At 67.2% G+C, this 13,095-nt stretch carries 10 protein-coding genes and 1 pseudogene; 3 read left to right on the plus strand and 8 right to left on the minus strand.

Going from position 1 to position 13,095, the window contains the following annotated elements; translation table 11 throughout:
* The first annotated feature begins 76 nt into the window (after positions 1 to 76).
* Both F7R02_RS11915 and F7R02_RS11920 read left to right on the plus strand, forming a co-directional pair.
* Positions 77 to 883 (plus strand): oxidoreductase, encoded by an 807-nt coding sequence (locus F7R02_RS11915; protein ID WP_011050320.1) that lies wholly within the window; start codon positions 77 to 79, stop codon positions 881 to 883.
* 189 nt (positions 884 to 1,072) lie between these two features.
* Positions 1,073 to 1,408: a DUF6172 family protein gene (locus F7R02_RS11920; protein WP_139371005.1), complete on the plus strand. Its 336-nt coding sequence runs from the start codon at positions 1,073 to 1,075 to the stop codon at positions 1,406 to 1,408.
* A 438-nt stretch (positions 1,409 to 1,846) separates the two neighbouring features.
* On the opposite strand, the gene F7R02_RS11930 is transcribed toward F7R02_RS11920, so the two are convergent.
* The 7 genes from F7R02_RS11930 to F7R02_RS11955 all read right to left on the minus strand — a co-directional run bounded on the left by F7R02_RS11930 (position 1,847) and on the right by F7R02_RS11955 (position 11,400).
* Entirely contained in the window at positions 1,847 to 3,139 is a 1,293-nt protein-coding gene (locus F7R02_RS11930; RefSeq protein WP_078590198.1) for a DEAD/DEAH box helicase, read from the minus strand.
* Positions 3,140 to 3,183: 44 nt separating this feature from the next.
* Positions 3,184 to 3,360, minus strand: a complete 177-nt coding sequence (locus F7R02_RS26365; protein WP_162829059.1) for a hypothetical protein — start codon at positions 3,358 to 3,360, stop codon at positions 3,184 to 3,186.
* 230 nt (positions 3,361 to 3,590) lie between these two features.
* Positions 3,591 to 5,108: a dihydrolipoamide acetyltransferase family protein gene (locus F7R02_RS11935; RefSeq protein WP_078590197.1), complete on the minus strand. Its 1,518-nt coding sequence runs from the start codon at positions 5,106 to 5,108 to the stop codon at positions 3,591 to 3,593.
* Complete coding sequence (locus F7R02_RS11940) at positions 5,105 to 5,488, minus strand: SH3 domain-containing protein (RefSeq protein WP_003486396.1); 384 nt, start codon at positions 5,486 to 5,488, stop codon at positions 5,105 to 5,107. The genes F7R02_RS11935 and F7R02_RS11940 overlap by 4 nt, the downstream gene beginning before the upstream one ends.
* A 1-nt stretch (position 5,489) precedes the next feature.
* Positions 5,490 to 6,560, minus strand: a complete 1,071-nt coding sequence (locus F7R02_RS11945) for an alpha-ketoacid dehydrogenase subunit beta (RefSeq protein WP_003486394.1) — start codon at positions 6,558 to 6,560, stop codon at positions 5,490 to 5,492.
* Positions 6,553 to 7,641 carry a pyruvate dehydrogenase (acetyl-transferring) E1 component subunit alpha gene (pdhA, locus tag F7R02_RS11950; RefSeq protein ID WP_003486391.1) on the minus strand — a complete coding sequence of 363 codons (1,089 nt, stop codon included), beginning with the start codon at positions 7,639 to 7,641 and terminating at the stop codon, positions 6,553 to 6,555. The genes F7R02_RS11945 and pdhA overlap by 8 nt, the downstream gene beginning before the upstream one ends.
* A 177-nt stretch (positions 7,642 to 7,818) precedes the next feature.
* Positions 7,819 to 11,400: a lamin tail domain-containing protein gene (locus F7R02_RS11955; RefSeq protein WP_078590196.1), complete on the minus strand. Its 3,582-nt coding sequence runs from the start codon at positions 11,398 to 11,400 to the stop codon at positions 7,819 to 7,821.
* Between the two features lie 460 nt (positions 11,401 to 11,860).
* Between F7R02_RS11955 and F7R02_RS11960 the strand changes: the two genes are divergently transcribed.
* Positions 11,861 to 12,757, plus strand: coding sequence for a tryptophan 2,3-dioxygenase (locus F7R02_RS11960; RefSeq protein ID WP_078590195.1), 897 nt, complete (start codon positions 11,861 to 11,863; stop codon positions 12,755 to 12,757).
* A gap of 220 nt (positions 12,758 to 12,977) precedes the next feature.
* Here F7R02_RS11960 and F7R02_RS11965 read toward each other — a convergent pair.
* A pseudogene (locus tag F7R02_RS11965) lies at positions 12,978 to 13,095 on the minus strand (IS5-like element ISCARN85 family transposase); the annotation flags it as partial.

Below are 13,095 nucleotides of genomic sequence, written 5' to 3' on the forward strand. Positions count from 1 at the left end.
TCTGGCTTGTTCCGTCTTTACCGCTTTCGGTACGCGCATGTCACCGACATCTCTCTCTTCGATTGAAGGAATCGCAATGCAACAGCAGACCGTTGTGCTGATCACCGGCGTGTCGTCCGGCATTGGCCGTGCCGCCGCAGAGCATTTCGCCCGAACCGGCTGCATCGTTTACGGCAGCGTGCGTCACCTGGCCGGTGCGACACCGTTGACGGCTGTGGAGCTGGTGGAAATGGATATCCGCGATGCCGCATCGGTGCAGCGTGCGGTCGATGGCATCATCGCCCGCGCCGGCCGCATCGATGTGCTGGTTAACAACGCAGGCGCCAATCTTGTCGGTGCCATCGAAGAAACCAGCGTCGACGAAGCGGCCGCATTATTCGACATCAACGTACTTGGCATCCTGCGCACCGTGCAGGCCGTGCTGCCGCACATGCGTGCACGCGGCCAGGGCCGCATCGTCAATGTCAGCTCGGTGCTGGGGTTCCTGCCGGCGCCGTACATGGGCGTGTATGCGGCCTCCAAACATGCGGTGGAAGGTTTGTCGGAAACGCTGGATCATGAGCTGCGTCAATTCGGCATTCGCGTGACGCTGGTGGAGCCTGCGTATACGAAAACCAGCCTGGGCAGCAATTCGCCGGCGGCGCAGGCCACCATTGCCGATTACGACCGCGAGCGCGGCGTGGTGGCGCGGACAGTCACCCACAGCATCGACACCGCGCCGGAACCGCATGGCGTGGCTGCCACGGTGGTGGAGGCAGCGCTGGGCAGGTGGCGCATGCGCCGCACACCCGCCGGGCAGGCATCGCTGCTGAGCAAGCTGCGCCGGTTCCTGCCCGCCAGCGCGGTGGACGGCAGCCTGCGCAAGCAGCTCGGGCTACGGTGAGATGCGGCGGGATGGGGCAGGGCACCGATGCGGCCGGGATCGCAGGGATTGGGCTGTACAGCGTGATTGCGTCAGTGCAGGCGCGCATGCCGCCATTTGGCTGTTCTGCAGCGCCACGTGATGCTGGATTCACCGAGGATGCCGCCTTGGCCTCACAATAGGCGGCCAGTTCCCACCACCGATGTCGCCATGCGCAAGACTTACCAGCTCAACCTCGAAGGCAAGAACCGCGATCGTCTGGTGGAATCCAGCAAGCACGATATCCGCAAGTACATCCGCCGCGAGCGCCGCAAGGAGCTGCCGGCCGGCGCGGACTACTGGGACTTCGACATGCGCTTCGGTGTGGATGAGGCCAGTGCGGTGGCGCTGCCGCCGGCCGAGCTGATCCGCTCGATCAATGCGCTCACCAGCGAAGGTGGCGACCAGTTCTTCGTCGAAATCCTGCGCAAGCCGGGCAAGCGCGTGCCGCGCGCAGAGAGCGATCACGTCTACGGTGATGGCGAACTGGATTTCGAGCAGGACTGAGGCTCTCGCCGTCGTCCCGTTGGCGGCGCACCGCTGCGGGACGAGAAGTGCCTGGCGCAGTGTTGACCGCATCGCATTGGACGAGCGAGGCGTCGTGCCTTGCCGATGGCAACTGGCACGGGTTGCACGAGGGCTGCGGTGCCTTGACGATGGCGAGCGTCGCTGAGCGGTGGACGGACGATGACTCTGCCGCCGGCCAAACCTGCTGGTGTTTGATAGCGGGCACTTACCGCTGGGACGCAGCGGTCCGAGCGGCCCGTGGCTAACCGGCTGCCGTTGCGCCAGAGCGTTTTGCTGCGGGGTTGCGGCTTGCGCATGCTGTGCGCGTTCGGCTGCCAAGGCCTGCCGTTGTTGGTCAAGCTCGCGCTGCAGCCGAGGTGCGTGCACAGTCATCACGCGCCGGTGCTACGACTGCTCGCTACGGTGCGTTCGCCACTCTCAGCCCGGCTTGCCAGTCTGCGCCTGCGCCGCGGCGCGCAGTTTGTCTTTCTTGCTCGGCCGCTTGCCCTTGATGCCGCCGTTGTCATTCGGTGCACGCATCGCTGCGCCGGGCGCATTATCGGAGGCGGGCGCCTCGACCGGGGTCGGCTCGAAACCTTCGATCACGCTGGTCGGCACGCGCAGACCCTGGCGTTTTTCGATCAGCCGCCACTGCTGGGCGCTGTCTGCCGTGACGAAGCTGATCGCCACACCGCTGGCACCGGCGCGTGCGGTGCGGCCGATGCGGTGGGTGTAGTCGACAGTGGAGCGGGGCAGATCGTAGTTGAGCACCGCCGGCAAGGCGTCGATATCGATGCCGCGCCCGGCCAGGTCGGTGGCGACCAGCACCTGCACGTCCGCTTGTTTGAAGGCGCGCAGCGTGCGTTCGCGGCGGCCCTGGCTCAATTCGCCGTGCAGCGGCAAGGCGGCGATGCCGGTCTTGCTCAGTTTTTCGGCCACCTTGTCTGCGCTGTGGCGGCTGGCGACGAACACCAGCAGCTGCGGCCAGGCGTGTTCCTGCAGCAGATGACGCAGCAGCTGCGTGCGCTGGCCGGCATCCACTGCGATGGCGCATTGCGCGATCGCCGGTGCCTGTTCGGGCGTGGCGTCGATGGTGATGCGCAACGGGTCGCGCAGGCGACGCTTGGCCAGCGACGCGATGGCGGGCGGGAGGGTGGCCGAGACCAGCACGCTTTGCCGCTGCGCCGGCAGCAAGGCCAGGATGCGATCGAGTTCGGCACCGAAGCCGAGCTCGAGCAGGCGGTCGGCTTCGTCCAGCACCAGCGTGGTCACCCCGTTCAGGCGCAGCGCGTTGTGCTCGACCAGATCCAGCAACCGGCCGGGCGTGGCCACCACGAGGTCGGCGCCACCGCGTAGCGCCAATAGCTGCGGATTGATCGAACTACCGCCGGTGGCGACCACGCTCGTCAGGCGACGCGGCAGATGCGCGGCCAGCTGGCGCAGCGCGTCCTCCACCTGCGCGGCGAGTTCGCGCGTGGGCACCAGCACCAGCGCGCCGAGCACGCGCGGGGCGGTGTCGGGTGCCAGGCAGCGCTGCTGCAGCAGCGGCAGGGCATAGGCCAGGGTCTTGCCCGAGCCGGTTTGCGCCATCGCAATCAGATCGCGCCCAGCCAGCATCGGCGGGATCGCCTGCTGCTGGATGGGCGCGGGTGTGCGCAGACTGGCCTTGGCCAGCGCGGTATCGAAGAACGGCTGCAGCTGCGGCGACAGCGAGAGATCGGAAAATGACATGCACCGATTATCCAGGCATTCGTGCTGCAATGGTCTGTGGTACGTCACGCGAGCTTGCTGCCCAGCATTGCGTTGATCATCCGCGGCGGCACGGTGGCACCCGCCGCCATGTCGGGAAGCGCGGCGACAATGATCGATGGGCCGGTAAATCGAAAAGAGCGAATCAGTGCGTCATTGGACGCCAGGGCGTCGTGTACTGCCCGTAACCAAGTACCGACCATCTCGACAGGCCCTTGCGCACCTACGCTGGGCTGGTCGAAGGGGCGCTGCGCTCACCGCTCGCGGGACATGCCGTGAATCCGTCCATCGGGGCTCGTTGACGGCATCCATGCCGCCCCACGGCCATATCATCGGCGAGGGCACCGCACCCGCCAACGTGTTCGTGTGGCGATGGAAACACAAGGCCGGCTGCGCCCACCTGGCGGTGAGCGCAGTCGTTCGTGAGCCGCGCCTAGTTGGCCAACGCCAGATCGTCCAGCAAGGCGCGCAGGAAGCGCGCTGCTTCACCACCGGTGGCGGCGCGGTGATCGAAGGTCAGCGACAACGGCATCACCTTGTGGGTTTCCGCCCCGCCCATCACCGGGGTGAGCTGGTAGCGCGCGCGGCCGGCGGCCACGATCGCCACGCAGGGCGGCACCACCACCGGGGTGGCGTAGCGGCCGGCGAACATGCCGAAGTTGGACAATGAGATGGTGTAGCCGCTCAGTTCGGAGGCGGCGATGCTGCGGCTTTCCACCTGCTGGCGCAGCCGGTTGACGCCTTCGCGGATGCCATGCGCGTCCAGCATGTCGGCGTTGCGCAACGCCGGCACGAACAAGCCTTCCTCGGTATCCACGGCAATGCCGATGTCGACCTGGTGGTGCAGGGTGCGGCTGAGGGCGTCGCCGTCGAACCAGGCATTGAGTGCGGGCACCGCCTGGCAGGCGCGCACGATGCCACGCACCAGACGCACGGTGACATCGTTGCCGGGCTGCCAGGCGTGCAGGTCGGCATCGTCGTTGAGCGTGGTCGGCACCACCTTGGTGTGTGCATCGGCCATCACGCGTGCCATGTTGCGACGCACGCCCTTGAGCTGTTCGGGTTGGCCTTTGGCGCTGATGCCGGGCGACTGGGTGCGCATCGGCTTGCCGCTGGCCGAGAGCGGCGAGCGGGCAGCGGCGCCGCCCACATCCGCCCTGCGGGCACCTTCTCCCGCAGACGGAAGAGGGGCCGCAGTTGCGGGTCGATCCCTGCCGTCGGCAGCGATCCCTGCGGCTCTCCCACCGTCACCGATCGGACCGCCTTTCCCGCTGGCGGGAGAGCTCGGCGCGCCCTGCACGCCGGGTGAGGGCTGCGCGGTGCCGGCGGCCGCTGCCTGCTTTACGTCTGCCAGCGTGACCGTGCCGTCCGGCCCGGTGGCGCGCACCTGTGCCAGCTCCACGCGCAACTTGCGCGCCAGCGCGCGTACCACCGGCATGGCGCGCACGCCGCCGACGGCGATGGCCTGCTCGCTCTGCACTGCGTTGGAGCTCTGCATCGCACCGACCACGGTGCCGGCATCGTCGCGATCGCCGCTGTCCTCATCACCAGCATCGGCATCGGCAATCTCGCCGCCGTTGTCGGAGGCGACCACGCGCGCAGTGGGGCCGGCCGCACTGTCGCCGGTGCTGGGCGTGGGGGAGTGGGTCGGCGCCGGGCCATGCGAATGACCGGTGTCCTGCCCGTCGGCACGCTGCGGCTGCGAGGCATCCAGCGCGAACTGCGCCAGCACCGAGCCGGTCACGATCACATCCCCGGCAGCGCCGGCGAGCTTGACCACGGTGCCGGAAAACGGCGAGGGCACTTCGACCACCGCCTTGGCGGTTTCCATCGACACCAGCGGGTCGTCCAGGCGCACGGTGTCGCCCTCCTTGACGAACCATTCGACGATGGTGGCGTCGGGCAGGCCTTCGCCCAGGTCGGGCAGGTGGAAATTCTTGTTGTCGCTCATGGCAGATTCTCTTGCGCGGCAGGCAGCTGCGGCGTGGTGTCGTCGAGGAGTTCAAGGTCGGCGGCCGGCAGCCAGCCCTGCGTGCCGTCGGCACGCTCGGACCACCACCAGCCACCGTGTTCGTGATGTAGCAACACGTCCTCGCCTGTCTGGGCATCGAGTTCGCGTGCGTCGTAGTCGCGCAGGGCTTCGGCGCGGCCGTCCCCCAACGGGCGCAACCACGCCAGCGGTGCCCAACCGGCGCGGCCGCTATCGGTCGTGACCCAGGCGAACGCCGGCCATTCTTCGTCGCGCACCCCTAAGCCGACCTGCTGGCCTGCCTGGAAGCGGACCGGGTTGGCGTAGGCGGCGCGATGGTCGCAAAGCAGACGGGCGCGCATATCAGCCGGCAGCCACCGCGCGACGTGCCGCGCTGACGATGCGCTCCACGCTCGGCAGGAACTTCATTTCCAGCCGGAACAGCGGGATATGCGTGTCGTAACCGGTGACGCGTTCGACCGGCGCCACCAGGTCGTACATCGACTGCTCGGCCAGGCGCGCGGCGATTTCCGCGCCGAAACCGGCGGTGCGCGGAGCTTCCTGCACGATCACGCAGCGGCCGGTCTTTGCGACCGATTCGGCGATGGTGTCGAAGTCCAGCGGGCGCAACGTGGCCACGTCGATGACTTCGGCGCTGATGCCTTCGCCAGCGAGTTTGTCGGCCGCTTCCAGCGCTTCTTTCACCTGCGCGCCCCAGGTCACCAGGGTGACATCGGTGCCGTCGCGCAGTACGAAGCACACATCCAGCGGCAGCGCTTCGCCATCGTTGGCCACCACTTCCTTGTACTGGCGATAGATGCGCTTGGGCTCCATGTAGATGACCGGATCCGGGTCGCGGATCGCCGCCAGCAACAGGCCGTAGGCGCGTTGCGGCGAGGACGGCAGCACCACGCGCAGGCCCGGCACGTTGGTGAAGATGGCTTCGTTGGCTTCGCTGTGATGTTCCGGCGCACGGATGCCGCCACCCCACGGCACGCGCAGCACCATCGGGCAATGCAGGCGGCCGCGGGTGCGGTTGCGCAGGCGGGCGGCGTGGCAGATCAGATGGTCGACCATCGGATACACGAAGCCGTCGAACTGCGCTTCGGCGACCGGCTTCATGCCTTGCGCGGCCAGCCCGACGCTCAGCCCGGCGATGGTGGTCTCGTCCAGTGGCGTATCCAGCACGCGGTCGCTGCCGAAGCGTTGCTGCAGGCCGGCGGTGGCACGAAACACCCCGCCGTTGACGCCGACATCTTCGCCCAGCACCAGTACCGCAGGGTCGTGTTCCAGCTCCCAGGCCAAGGCCTGGGTGATGGCTTCGATCAGGGTGATGGGCGAACTCATGGCGATCTCTCCGCGCGTTGCCGCAGCGTTGTAAGGGGCACTGGCGTGCTGCGAGGCGTCCGCGGGCACATGCTTGAGCTCATCCATGGCGCGACTCCAGCGCCATCACTTCGGCGCGCTGAGCCAGCAACTCGGCCGGCGGGTCGCCGTAGAGATAATCGAACATCGCTTCGACCGGCTGCACCGGCGTGTTGAGATAGGCGTTGACCTCTTCGTCCACACGCGCGCTGCAGTCGGCCTTCCAGGCGTCTTCCTGCGCTTCGTCCCACAGGCCTTGCGCGGTGAGATAGCGGCGCAGGCGCAGCAGCGGTTCGCGCGCCCAGCCCTGCTTGACCTCTTCTTCGCCGCGGTAGCGCCGCGCATCGTCGGCGGTGGTGTGGTCGGACAGGCGATAGGTCAAAAACTCGATCACCGTGCCGCCCTCGCCGGCCAGTGCGCGCACGCGTGCCTGACGCATCGCTTCGAGCACGGCAACCAGGTCGTTGCCGTCCACCTGCAGGCAATGCAGGCCGCCAGCCAGGCCCTTCTGGGCAAGCGTCTGCGCGCCGGTCTGCGCCGAGCGCGGCACCGAGATCGCCCAGCCGTTGTTGATCACGCACAGGATCAGCGGCAGCTTGTAGGCGCCGGCCGAATTGAGCGCGGCATAGAAGTCGGTCTTGGAGCTGCCACCGTCGCCGCAGCAGGCCACCGCAACGTGCTGCTTGCCCTGCAGCTTGAACGACAGCGCCGAGCCGGCGGCGTGCAGGCACTGAGTGGAAATCGGTACGCAGATCGGGAAGTCGATCGCCGCATCGGCATCGCGCGGATAGTCGCTGCCGCGCTCGTCGCCGCCCCAGTACAGCAGCACATCGCGCGGGCGCACGCCGCGTTCGAACATGGTGCCGTACTCGCGATAGCTGGGCGCGAACACATCGCCGCTGCGCATCGAAGCGCCGATCCCCACATGCGTGGCCTCGTGGCCGATGCAGGCCGCGTAGGTGCCCAGCTTGCCGGTGCGCTGCAAGGCCACCGATTTGGTGTCGAAGGTGCGCACGAACAACATGCGCTTGAACAGGGCGAGCAGGTGTTGCGGGTTGGCGGCGTCGGCCGGAAGGTCGTCGCGGACCCATTGGCCGTCCGCGTCCATGTATTGCAGATAGTCGATCTGGAACTGCGCGGCTACGCTCATTGCGACGACACCTTCATCAAGAAGTTTCAAATGATATGAGTTGCCATGTTAAGGACGGCGAAGCAAAACGCTGTCCTGCACCGCAGCAGACGATCATGCTGGCTTGCACAAAAAAAAGGGCGCGGACCGAGCCGCGCCCTTTGTCGCAGTAGAGAACTGCGACGTGTTGCACTGCGATTAGCGGCGCCCGTCACCTCCGCCGATCGGCGTCACGATCAGCGCAGTGTTGTCGGCCGGATTGGCATCGGGCGAACTGGACGTCGCCGTGGCCTGTACCCGCACCGCGCCTTCGGCCGGGATGGGCCTGGCCGCCACGGTCAGCTGGAACGTTGCCTGCGCACCGGGCAGTACCACTGCGGCGGTGCTGCAGACAAAGCGGGCACGACGCAGCGACTGCGTCTGCTTGTCGCAACGCCATCCCTGCGGCGGTACCAACTGCGACAACGCCGACACCGTGTTGCCTTCGATTACCAGGCTGGGGCCTTGCGCCGGTGCTGCGCCGACATTGCCCAACAGCACGCGGTAGGTGGCGTTGAAGGCGGTGCTCGGCAGGGCGCTCGGGCCGTCGAAACGTACCGCCAGGTCGCTGCGGGGTTGCGCCTGTACGGTCACGCTGGCCGCATCGGTGTCGTTGCCCGACTGCGGATCGGGAGTCTGCGAAGCCACCGATGCAGCCAGGGTCAACGTCCGTCCGGCCAACGCCGCACCAGCCTCCACCTGCGCTGAGAAGTTCTGAGCGTTAACGGCTGCCAGCGATGCAATGGTGCAGGTGACTACCGTCTGGGTGCCGGTCTGCGGCGGTTGGCAGACCCAGCCAGGTGCTGCGGTGACGCGTGGGCTCACGGCGGCATCGAACGCCAAGGCAACCGCAGCGAACGCCGCGCTGTCGGGGCCACGGTTTTCGACATCCACGGTGTAGTCGATGCGCTCGCCTTCGGTGACCTGCGCACGTGCGGCAGTCACCGCCACTCCCAGGTCCGCGTTGACCTGCTTGCGCATGCGCAACAGCACCACGGTGGGATCGTGGTCGGACAACCGCGTCGGTGTATTGGCATCGTTGCGCGCGGTGCCGGGGAAGTCGGCATTGATGCGTGCATGGCCCACCGACAACGACGCGATCTGCGGCGCGCGCATCAGCGCCTCGTTGGCCAGGATGTGATCCAGCGACTGCACGTTGCCGTCGAAGGCGTACGAGTAGCTCTGGTCGGGCGTGTTGAACCAGGTCAGGTCGGTGTAATCCGGGTTGACCAGATCGGCGCCATCGCCGCCCACCACGGTCTGCGCATCCGGCGCCGGTTTGCCGGTGACCGTGCCCATCGCATCCACGTAGCCGTCGTTGAATTCGAAGGCGTTGAAGTCGCCCATCACCAGCACTTTTTCGTCGGGATTCAGTTGCTGACGGGTTTGCAGCAGGCGCGCCAGATACTCGGCCTGGGCCTGACGCTTGGCGCGGATGCGGGTGCCGGCGGCATCGTCGGTCTCGGCGCCGTTGAGCGAACGCTGGTGCACCACGATGGCGGTCAGTGGCAGCGTGCGGCCGTCGGCCTGATGCACGTTGGCGGTGAGCACCAGCGGCGGGCGGTCGTTGAGCAGGCTCACGCCGCCGCCCGGCTCGGTCCAGGTGGCGGTCTTGCCTTCCTGGGCGATCGAGAGCACTTCCACCCGCGGCACGCCGCCAGCGATGTCTGCGGTCTTGACCAGGAAGCCGACGTCGATGCCGCCGACGTCATTGCCTTCCTGCAGGTACGCCACGTACTTGGGATCCTGCTGGCCGGCGGCCACCGCATCGGCGTTGACGCGTGCGGCCAGGGTCTGCAGCACCCTGAGGTTTTCCACCTCCACCGTGCCCAAAATATCGGGTGTGTGCAGGTAGTTGCGGATCGCCAGCGAGGCCTTGTTGAGGCGGGCCTGGAAGGCGGCCGGCGTGAGCACCGGTTCGCCGATGGCCGGGTCGTTCTGGTCGTCGAAGAAGCGCTCCATGTTGTAGGTCGCCACGGCCACATCGTCGGCCTGCGGCATCGGTGCGGGGCGTGGTTGGTCGGCACCGTTGCAGCTCACCTGCGGGGTACGTTCCGGGTACAGCGTGTAGCGGCGGAAGCTGTAATCCAGCGGGCCGACCACATCGAGCACCTGGCAGCCGGAGGCCAGGTCCAGCCGCTCGGCGCCGACGCCGGCGCTGCCCACCGCGATCACTTCCGGATTGGTATTCCAGCGCGGCACGCCGGCAGGCGAGCCGGCCGGCAGCGGGTCGGGCAACTGCACGCCCGGCTCGCGGTAGGCGCGCGGCACGCCGGTGACCACGGCATGGAACACGCCATTGCTGGTCGCCGTGGCGTTGGTTTCGTTGACGCTGCCGCCGGTGGGGGTATTGACGGTGAGGCTGGCGGCGGCCACGCGCATGCCTTCCAGCGCTTCGAGTTGGTCGTAGGCACCGTTGGGGTTGGGGAAGTTCGCGCTCAACGCCACCGGCATCGGCAACGGGTTGCCGGTGGAATCGGCCAGCACGGTGACGCTGCCGCCGATCTCGGTCAGCGGTGGCTGGGTCGGGTCGGCGGTGGGCACGTATTCGATGACCGTGCCCTGCACGCGCACCCGGTTGCCGATGGCGGCCGCTTCCGGCGGTGCGCTGCCGGTGTAGACGTACACGCCTTCGGAGGTGGACGGGTCGGCGTCGGCTTCGCTATCGGGCGCCTGCAGGAAGAACCCGGCGCTGCGGCGTGCCGTCACGATGCCCGAGGTGGCCACTACCTGGCCCTCCAGCGGCGAACGTGCGTCCTTGCCCTGGATGGCGTGGATCGGCAGCAGACTGAAGTCGTCGTTGAGGATGGTGCCGGTAGCGCTCAGCGTGGCCGGCAGCGCGCCGGTGACCCCGCTGATCTGCACGCGGAAGCTTTCATCCGGCTCGGGCGTGGTGTCGCCCAGGACATCGACGGAGATGGTGGCGTTGCGTTCGCCAGCGGCGATGCGCAGGGTGGTGGCGGGCAGGGCGATGTAGTCGCTGCCGGCGGTGGCGGTGCCATCGACAGTGGCGGCGGTGAAGCTCACCCCGCCCGCACCGGCCGGCTGGCTCAGGCTCAGCGTGAACACGAAGCTGCGGGTGCCGCTGTTGCCTTCGGCCTGGCCGACATCGGCCAGCGTGGCGACCGGCTGGCCGCCGCCACTGCACAGGCGCGCGGGGCTGGCGGCATTGCGTGGGGCCGGCGCGCCGGTGGCGAAATCGGCCGCGTTGTTGTCGGTATCGGTGCAACCGTCGTTGCCGCGTAGCACGGCCAGGGTATTGCTGGGGGCCGGCGTGGGCGCATTGCCTTCGGCGCAGCTGGCCGTGCTGCCGTAGCCGACCAGGTCGGCATTGCCGGTGGGGCAGGTGCCGCTCAGCGCGGAGGCGCTATTGCTCAGCGCCACCTTGCCGGCGGTGCCGCTCATGGCCAGCGTGCCGGTGGCATCGGGTGTGGGCAGCGCCACGCTGCCGCCGCTGCCATCGGCCTGCTTGATCAGGTAATAGCCGCCTGCCGGGACAGTGCCCGCCAACGGGGTGACCTGCCAGCTGCTGCCGGCCGCGGAGGCGTACTGCACCGACCAGCCATCCAGGCTGACCGGGGTACTGCCGATGTTGTGCAGCTCGATGAAATCGCTGCGGAGGGTGGCGCCGCTATTGCCGCCACCGCCGTAGACCTGGCTGATGACGACCTGGGCATTGGCGTGGCCGGCCACGGCCAGCGCACACAAAAATACGGCTGCACGACGCTGCAACACATGCATGAGATGAGAGTCCCCTGATCCTTGAGACGTGAAACGCTCCCCTGGTCCGGCCACGTCCCTGGCCGGCAGCGCCGTTCGATTCTGCATGAATTTGCAGACCTAGGTTGACGATATGGTGACAGCGGCGCAGTGGCTGAGACCGCACCGCGCGCCTGCTGAGTGGTTCAGAGGTGAAAGAAGCGGGCCCGACGCTGGGACCTGGGTGGGCCACTGGTGCATGCGGATTTTCTACGAGGCACCTGCGCAGGTATCTCGCTGGCCCCGATCCCCTCAGGCAATCCCGCCGGTGCTGCAAGCAGCCAGGCAGGGCCGGCGATGGCGTGGCCGAATACGCTTCGCCATCTGCCATCTGCCATCTGCCATCTGCCATCTGCCATCTGCCAATCCCGAATCCCGAATCCCGAATCCCGAATCCCGGCCGCTGCGCTACCCTGCGTGGCCCGATCTTCAGCGCGATGCCATGCCCGTCGACAAGAACCTGCGTGACCTGGAACCCGGCATCCACACCGACCTGGAGGGGCGGCTGACCTACGGTGGCTATCTGCGGCTGGACCAACTGCTGTCTGCGCAGCAGCCGCTGTCCGAGCCGGCGCATCACGATGAAATGCTGTTCATCATCCAGCACCAGACCTCCGAGTTGTGGCTGAAGCTGCTGGCGCACGAGTTGCGCGCGGCCATCGTGCATCTGCAGCGCGATGAGGTCTGGCAATGCCGCAAGGTACTGGCGCGCAGCAAGCAGGTACTGCGGCAACTGACCGAGCAGTGGTCGGTGCTGGAAACGCTCACCCCCAGCGAATACATGGGGTTTCGCGATGTGCTGGGGCCTTCGTCGGGCTTCCAGTCGCTGCAATACCGCTATATCGAGTTCCTGCTCGGCAACAAGAATCCGCAGATGCTGCAGGTGTTCGCGTACGACCCGCAGGGCCAGGCGCGGCTGCGCGAGGCGCTGGAAGCGCCCAGCCTGTACGAGGAGTTCCTGCGCTATCTGGCGCGCTTCGGGCACGCAATTCCGCAGCAGTACCAGGCCCGCGACTGGACCGCCGCACACGTGGCCGACGACAGCCTGCGGCCGGTCTTCGAGCTCATCTACGAAAACACCGACCGCTACTGGCGCGAGTACGCGCTGTGCGAGGACCTGGTGGATGTGGAAACCCAGTTCCAGCTGTGGCGCTTCCGCCACATGCGCACGGTGATGCGGGTGATCGGCTTCAAGCGCGGCACCGGCGGCTCCAGCGGCGTCGGCTTCCTGCAGCAGGCGCTGGCACTGACGTTTTTCCCGGAATTGTTCGATGTGCGCACCTCGGTGGGCGTGGAAACTCGTTCATCCCAGGGCAATGCTGGTACGGCGGATAGCTGAGCAACGCAGCGAAGCTGGGCCGGACTGGCTGGGCAGGTAGCTTGGTCAGGCGAAATCAGCAAAGACAAGAAATCCGAACGCCAGAAACAGGCACTGCAAGGAACGAATTCCGCAAGGAGCTGCAGCGCACCCGCGTAGCCGTGCGCTCAAGCCCCTCTCCCTGCGGGAGAGGGGTTGGGGTGAGGGTACGGGCGTTATTCCAGGGATCAGCTAGGGCCTGTTAACACATCCGAAGCCCATCAACGACTAGGACGAAGCTGAGGAATCCAAGGAACATGACATCCAGCTTCTCGAAGCGCGAGAAAATCCGGCGGTAGCCTTTCAAGCGACGGAACAGT

This window comes from Xanthomonas cissicola, assembly GCF_008801575.1.
Lineage (GTDB): Bacteria > Pseudomonadota > Gammaproteobacteria > Xanthomonadales > Xanthomonadaceae > Xanthomonas > Xanthomonas cissicola.

Bases quoted from the DNA above. Each gene is read 5' to 3' on its own strand.
- F7R02_RS11915 (WP_011050320.1), top strand. From the start codon at position 77: ATGCAACAGCAGACCGTTGTGCTGATCACCGGCGTGTCGTCCGGCATT.
- F7R02_RS11920 (WP_139371005.1), top strand. From the start codon at position 1,073: ATGCGCAAGACTTACCAGCTCAACCTCGAAGGCAAGAACCGCGATCGT.
- F7R02_RS11930 (WP_078590198.1), bottom strand. From the start codon at position 3,139: ATGTCATTTTCCGATCTCTCGCTGTCGCCGCAGCTGCAGCCGTTCTTC.
- F7R02_RS26365 (WP_162829059.1), bottom strand. From the start codon at position 3,360: ATGGTCGGTACTTGGTTACGGGCAGTACACGACGCCCTGGCGTCCAAT.
- F7R02_RS11935 (WP_078590197.1), bottom strand. From the start codon at position 5,108: ATGAGCGACAACAAGAATTTCCACCTGCCCGACCTGGGCGAAGGCCTG.
- F7R02_RS11940 (WP_003486396.1), bottom strand. From the start codon at position 5,488: ATGCGCGCCCGTCTGCTTTGCGACCATCGCGCCGCCTACGCCAACCCG.
- F7R02_RS11945 (WP_003486394.1), bottom strand. From the start codon at position 6,560: ATGGATGAGCTCAAGCATGTGCCCGCGGACGCCTCGCAGCACGCCAGT.
- pdhA (WP_003486391.1), bottom strand. From the start codon at position 7,641: ATGAGCGTAGCCGCGCAGTTCCAGATCGACTATCTGCAATACATGGAC.
- F7R02_RS11955 (WP_078590196.1), bottom strand. From the start codon at position 11,400: ATGCATGTGTTGCAGCGTCGTGCAGCCGTATTTTTGTGTGCGCTGGCC.
- F7R02_RS11960 (WP_078590195.1), top strand. From the start codon at position 11,861: ATGCCCGTCGACAAGAACCTGCGTGACCTGGAACCCGGCATCCACACC.